The organism is Teichococcus rhizosphaerae, from assembly GCF_002631185.1.
Taxonomy (GTDB): Bacteria; Pseudomonadota; Alphaproteobacteria; order Acetobacterales; family Acetobacteraceae; genus Pseudoroseomonas; species Pseudoroseomonas rhizosphaerae.
On sequence record NZ_PDNU01000039.1, the window covers coordinates 1 to 6005 of the forward strand.

The following is a 6005-nucleotide window of genomic DNA, read 5'->3' on the forward strand; positions in this document are numbered from 1 at the left end:
GCTGCTGGCCGAGGCCGGCCCCGCCACGGGCTATGGCCCCGTCTCGGCCGCGCCCTTCGGCAGCGCCTCGATCCTGCCCATCTCCTACGCCTATATCCGCATGATGGGCGCCGAGGCGCTGACGCGCGCCACCCAGGTCGCCATCCTCAACGCCAACTACATCGCCCGCCGGCTCGAGGGGCACTTCCCCGTGCTCTACAAGGGCGCGCGCGGCATGGTGGCGCATGAGTGCATCCTGGACTGCCGCGGCTTCCAGCAGGGCGGCGGCGTGCTGGTGGAGGACATCGCCAAGCGCCTCCAGGACTACGGCTTCCACGCGCCGACCATGTCCTGGCCGGTGGCGGGCACGCTGATGGTGGAGCCTACCGAAAGCGAGACCAAGGCCGAGCTGGACCGCTTCTGCGACGCCATGATCGCCATCCGCGGTGAGATCCGCGCGGTGGAGCAGGGCCGCATGGACCGCGCCGACAACCTGCTGAAGAACGCGCCCCACACCGCCGCCGAGGTCATGGCGACGGAATGGACGCATCCCTACAGCCGGGAGGAGGCGGCCTTCCCGTTGCCCTACGTCGCCGCGCACAAGTACTGGCCGCCGGTCAAGCGCGTGGACAACGTCTATGGCGACCGCAACCTGGTCTGCACCTGCGCGCCGCTGGAGGAATACGCCCAGGCGGCGGAATGAGCGCGGCGGAATGAGCGCGGGGAAGGGGGTGCCGCCTGGCGCCCCCTTCCACATCCTTGTTGAACAGCAACGAAATTCATGCGCTCATTCACCCCGTGGCCCGCGTCCCCCTAGCGGGCCGGGAGGCGGAACGTGACGCTGGAACGCATGATCCTGCTGGTCGTCGGCGTCGTGGTGCTGGGCAGCACCCTGCTCGCGGTGCTGCACGACACGCGCTGGCTTTGGCTCACCGGGCTGATGGGCCTGCACCTGGTGCAGGCTTCCTTCACCGGGCTTTGCCCCGTGGTCGCCCTGCTGCGAAGGTCCGGGCTGCCCTCGAAGGCGGGCTTCGCCTGAGGCCGGGCCTCGCTTCAGGCCGGGCCCCCCGCCTCAGGCCGAGGGGTCCAGCGCCAGCACCGCGAAGCTGGCGAGCCAGTGCTCGCCCATGTAGTCGCCCGCCACATGCGGCAGCCCGGCTTCCAGATGCGCCGCCGCCGCGCGCTTCTGGCCCAGGTTGCGCCAGCACCAGGCGCGGCTGAGGTTGAGCCCGTCCAGATGCGCGATCTTGCCGTCGCTGCGGTCGCTGACCGTGGCGGGGGTGAAGAGGGTGGCCGGCTCGCGCTCCGCCATGCGGGGCAGGAAGGCGCGGCACCAGGGCGCGAACTCCTCCGGCGGCAGCAGGCGGCGCATCGCCTCGGCCTCCATCAGCGTGCCGGACAGGAAGTCGTCGCCGGAGGGCTCGCCCCAGGCGGGGGCGTCGCGGTCCTGCCCGTACCAGCGCCGCGCCGTCTCGCGCAGCAGGGCGAGGAACTCCCCGTCGGCATGGTCGGCGGCAAGGCGGAGGGCGAAGGCCGTGTTGAAATGCGTGCCCACCCGCACCGGATAGGTGGCCTTCGGCAGGAATTCGCGGAACCTCTCTTCGACCAGCCGCCCGAGGGGGGCGGTGGCGGCCTCCCATTCCGTGCCGCGCAGCGTGGCGCAGAGCTTCAGCGCCCAGGCCCAGCCATAGGGCCGCTCGAAGCCGCGCGAGAGCGGGCGCGCGAGATAGGCGCACTCTCCCCCGATCCTCTCCGCCGTCAGCTTGCGGGTGAAAAGGGCGCGGATCTCGCCGGCCGGCTCCATGGCGGGGAAGCGGCGGAGCAGGTGCGCCAGCATCCAGTAGCCATGCACGCAGGAATGCCAGTCGAAGCTGCCGTGGAAGACGGGGTAGAGCCGGGCCGGCGTGCCCGCATCCTCCGGCCCCGCCAGGGCATGGGCGATCTTGCTGGGATATTCGCGTTCCACATGCCCGAGCGCGATGCGCGCGAAGCGGCTGGCGAGGTCTTCGGTGAGCTGCATGGCACGGACTGTGCCGCGCGCCGGCAGCGCTGTCACGCCGCCGGCCGCTTGCCTGCCTTCCCTGGCGGCGCCGTCAGGCCGCCGCCGCCTCGCCGAGTTTCTTGTGCAGGAAGGCCAGCACCGCGGCCTCCTCCGGCTTCAGGGAGGACAGGTCGCCGCGCAACTCGGCATCCACCTCCTGCTTCACCTGCACCAGCAGGCTGCCCTGCAGGTAGCTGTCCAGCACCTCGGGGTGGATGTAGCACTGGCGGCAGATGGCGGGGGTGTTGCCCAGCCGCGCCGCCGCGCGCTCCACCGCCGCGCGGATGTTGCGCTTGGCGGCGGCCTGGCTGTCGAACGCCTCGAACTCGGACAGCGCCATGGCCGCCAGCACCGTGCCGGCCCAGGTGCGGAAGTCCTTGGCGGTGATGTCCTCCCCCGTCACCTCGCGCAGATAGGCGTTCACGTCGGCAGAATCGATGCTCTGGAGCGCGCCCTCCTCGTCGCGGTACTGGAAGAGGTCCTGGCCGGGCAGGTCCTGGCAGGCGCGCACCACGCGGGCCACGCGCCGGTCGCGCAGCGAGAGCCTCCATTCCTTGCCGCTCTTGCCGCGAAAGGCGAAGCGCAGCGATTCGCCGCGCACATCCACATGCTGGTCGCGGAGCGTGGTCAGGCCGTAGCTGCCATTGGCCTGGGCGTAATCCTCGTTGCCCACGCGGATGAGGGTGGTGTCCAGCAGGTGCACCACCGTGGCCAGCACCTTCTCCCGCCCCAGGCCGCGCGCCGCCATGTCCTGGTCCACCCGTGCCCGCAGGGCCGGCAGGAGGCGGGCGAACTGCAGGATGTGCCGGTACTTCGTCTCGTCCCGGGCGGCGCGCCAGCCGGCATGGTAGCGGTATTGCTTGCGGCCCTTGGCGTCCCGCCCCGTGGCCTGGATGTGGCCATTGGCGTGGGGGCAGATCCACACCTCCGTCCAGGCGGGCGGTATGGCCAGGGCGCGCAGCCGCGCCAGCACCGCCTTGTCCCGCACGGGCGCGCCCTTGGCGTCGCGGTAGCTCCAGCCCTTGCCGCTGCGGCGGCGCGTCAGGCCGGGCGTCTCGTCCGAGACGTAGCGCAGGCCGGGGATGCGCGGCGTGTCCGGCGCGGCGGGGGGCGCCTCCGGGGCCTTGGCGGGGCCCCTGGAGCGGGAGCGGGGCCTCTCGACCTCGACCTCGGCCTGGGTCTGCGTCAGCATGGTGCGGCTTCGCCTTCTGCACGGGCGGAGCCAGAACAACGCGCGGCGCCGGCCCCCGGTTCCGCCAGGAGCCTGCCGCCATGACGGAAACGACCTTGCGAATCCTGCCCCCCGAGCCCGCGCGCCGCGCCGACTGGGACCGCCTCTACCAGGGCTATGCCGAATTCTACCGCGTGGAGCAGACGCCCGAGATGCGCGACCGCGTCTGGTCCTGGTTGCAGGATCCGGCGCATGAGGTGAAGGGCTTCCTGGCGCTGGATGCCGCGGGCCGGGCGGTGGGTCTCACGCATTACCGTCCCTTCGCGCGCCCGCTCTCGGCCAGCATCGGCGGCTTCCTCGACGACCTCTTCGTCGATCCCGCCGCGCGCGGCCAGCGCGTGGCGGATGCGCTGATCGGCGCCGTGGCCAATGTCGGCCGGGCCAAGGGCTGGAGCGTGATCCGCTGGATCACCGCCGAGAACAACTATCGCGGCCGCGCCGTGTATGACCGCCTCGCCCAGCTCACGCCCTGGAAGACCTACGACATCAGGCTCTGATGCCCTGATGGGCGGAAGCAGGGCCGGGGGAGGGGCGTGGCTCCTTCCGGCCTTGCGGCCGCCATCCGGCCCGCCCTAAGGCGGCTGGCGGGCAGATCAGCAGGAAATCGGGGAGCCTTGGCGGCATGCCGGACTATGCGCTGGAGCAGGCGGCGGGCGGCCGCGTGGCGGGGGTGGACGAGGCCGGGCGCGGCCCGCTGGCCGGCCCCGTGGTGGCCGCCGCCGTGCTGTTCCACGGCCCGCCGCCCGAGACGCTGGCGATGCTGCTGGACGACAGCAAGAAGCTCGACGCCGCGCGGCGCGAGGCCGCCTGCACCGTGCTGCGCGCGGCGGCCAGGGCGGGCGTGCTGGAATTCGGCATCGGTGCCGCCAGCGCCGCCGAGATCGGCCGCATCAACATCCTCCGCGCCACGCACCTCGCCATGCTGCGCGCCGTGACGCGCCTGGCCACCGTGCCCGACGTGGCGCTGGTGGACGGCAACCAGCCGCCGCGCCTGCCCTGCGAGGTGCGCTGCGTGGTGAAGGGGGACGCGCTCAGCCTGTCCATCGCCGCCGCCTCGATCCTGGCCAAGGTGACGCGGGACCGCGCCATGGCGCGGCTGGATGGCCGCTGGCCGGGCTATGGCTTCGCGCGCCACGCGGGCTACCCCACGGCGGCGCACCGGGCGGCGCTGCTGAGGCTGGGCCCGTGCCCGCACCACCGGCGGGGCTTCGCGCCCGTGGACCAGCTTGCCCTCCTTTAAGGGCCGGAAAAAACCGCGACTCGGGCCGCTTGACGGCGCGACTCCGGCCCGCGCATTGTCGGCCCCCGAGTCGCTGAGGGATTTCACAGACGTGGGGACGGGGCTGGATCTGCCGTTGGACTGCATCCTGGAAGGGGATTGCATCGAGATGCTGCGGGCGCTGCCGCCGGCCTCGGTGCATGCCATCTTCGCGGATCCGCCCTACAACCTGCAGCTCAAGGGCCAGCTCCGGCGGCCCGACGAAAGCGTGGTCGATGGCGTGGACGACGCCTGGGACCGCTTCTCGGACCTCGCCGCCTATGACGCCTTCACCCGCGCCTGGCTGGCCGAGGCGCGCCGCGTGCTGCGCAAGGACGGCACCATCTGGGTGATGGGCAGCTACCACAACGTCTTCCGCCTCGGTGTCGCGCTGCAGGACCTCGACTTCTGGATCCTCAACGACGTCATCTGGCGCAAGGCCAACCCGATGCCGAACTTCCGCGGCCGGCGCTTCACCAACGCGCACGAGACGCTGATCTGGGCGAGCCGCGGCCAGGAAAGCCGCTACAAGTTCAACTACACCGCCATGAAGTCGCTGAACGACGACGTGCAGATGCGGTCGGACTGGTTTCTGCCGCTCTGCACCGGCCATGAGCGGCTGCGCGACGGCGACGGCAAGAAGCTGCACCCGACGCAGAAGCCCGAGGCGCTGCTCCACCGCGTGATCCTGTCCTGCACCTCGCCCGGCGACGTGGTGCTCGACCCCTTCCTCGGCACCGGCACCACCGCCGCCGTGGCCCGCCGCCTCGGCCGCCGCTACATCGGCATCGAGCGCGACCCGGCCTATGCCGCCGCGGCGCGGGCGCGCATCCAGGCGATCCAGCCCGTGTCGGAAAGCGCCATGCTGGTGACGCCCACCAAGCGCGAGCAGCCGCGCATCCCCTTCGGCACACTGGTGGAGCGCGGGCTGGTGCCGCCCGGCGCCCGCCTGACCGACCGGCACCGACGCTTCCAGGCGGAGGTGAACGCCGACGGCTCCATCCGCTGCGGCAAGGCGAGCGGCTCGATCCACCAGGTCGGCTCGGCGGTGCAGGAGGCGCCTTCCTGCAATGGCTGGCTGTTCTGGCACATGGAGCGGCGGGACGGGACGCTGCGCCTGCTCGACGAGCTGCGCGCCGAGGTGGCGGCCAGTCTCGGGACCTGAGACGCAGGGCCGGGAGAAGGGCTTCCCGGTCCTACTCGCCCTTCAGGGTCCTCCTCGCCCTTCAGCCGGGGTTGCGCGCGCGGCGCAGCTCCAGCATGTCGAGGCGCGCCTCCCCAGGCGGGGAGGCGGGCAGCTCCAGCCGCAGGCGCTCGTCGGACAGGGGAACGAGATAGCCCGCCTGGTCGCGCGCCGCGTCCTCGCCATGGCGGCGCGGCGGCTCGTCGCCCGAGGTCTCGGCCCCCGCATAGCCGAGGCGCGCCTCGCCAAGGTCATAGAGGGTGCCGCTGGTGCGCTGGGTCGTGTCCCACCGCGTGGTGTAGGAGGCGGCCGT

At 72.2% G+C, this 6005-nt stretch carries 7 protein-coding genes and 1 pseudogene; 5 read left to right on the forward strand and 3 right to left on the reverse strand.

Translation table 11 applies throughout. The annotated features are described in order from the left end of the window. Both CR162_RS17535 and CR162_RS17540 read left to right on the forward strand, forming a co-directional pair. Positions 1-682 (forward strand): annotated as a pseudogene (locus tag CR162_RS17535) (glycine dehydrogenase (aminomethyl-transferring)); the annotation flags it as partial. 132 nt (positions 683-814) lie between these two features. Then, positions 815-1018, forward strand: a complete 204-nt coding sequence (locus tag CR162_RS17540) for a YgaP-like transmembrane domain (protein ID WP_099096837.1) — start codon at positions 815-817, stop codon at positions 1016-1018. A 33-nt stretch (positions 1019-1051) separates the two neighbouring features. Here CR162_RS17540 and CR162_RS17545 read toward each other — a convergent pair whose 3' ends face one another. Both CR162_RS17545 and CR162_RS17550 read right to left on the reverse strand, forming a co-directional pair. Next, complete coding sequence (locus tag CR162_RS17545) at positions 1052-1999, reverse strand: DUF2891 domain-containing protein (RefSeq protein WP_099096838.1); 948 nt, start codon at positions 1997-1999, stop codon at positions 1052-1054. 73 nt (positions 2000-2072) lie between these two features. Then, positions 2073-3212, reverse strand: a complete 1140-nt coding sequence (locus CR162_RS17550; protein WP_099096839.1) for a DNA topoisomerase IB — start codon at positions 3210-3212, stop codon at positions 2073-2075. 80 nt (positions 3213-3292) lie between these two features. On the opposite strand from CR162_RS17550, the gene CR162_RS17555 reads away from it, so the two are divergent. The 3 genes from CR162_RS17555 to CR162_RS17565 all read left to right on the forward strand — a co-directional run bounded on the left by CR162_RS17555 (position 3293) and on the right by CR162_RS17565 (position 5674). Continuing rightward, positions 3293-3748, forward strand: a complete 456-nt coding sequence (locus tag CR162_RS17555) for a GNAT family N-acetyltransferase (protein WP_099096840.1) — start codon at positions 3293-3295, stop codon at positions 3746-3748. Between the two features lie 125 nt (positions 3749-3873). Further along, the gene (locus tag CR162_RS17560; protein ID WP_099096841.1) at positions 3874-4491 is read left to right on the forward strand and encodes a ribonuclease HII; all 618 of its coding nucleotides are present in this window, start codon (positions 3874-3876) and stop codon (positions 4489-4491) included. 148 nt (positions 4492-4639) lie between these two features. After that, positions 4640-5674, forward strand: coding sequence for a site-specific DNA-methyltransferase (locus CR162_RS17565; protein WP_176559904.1), 1035 nt, complete (start codon positions 4640-4642; stop codon positions 5672-5674). 61 nt (positions 5675-5735) lie between these two features. On the opposite strand, the gene CR162_RS17570 is transcribed toward CR162_RS17565, so the two are convergent. Beyond that, positions 5736-6005 (reverse strand): DUF4893 domain-containing protein (locus CR162_RS17570; protein ID WP_141563205.1); only part of this gene is annotated, 270 nt, incomplete at its 5' end.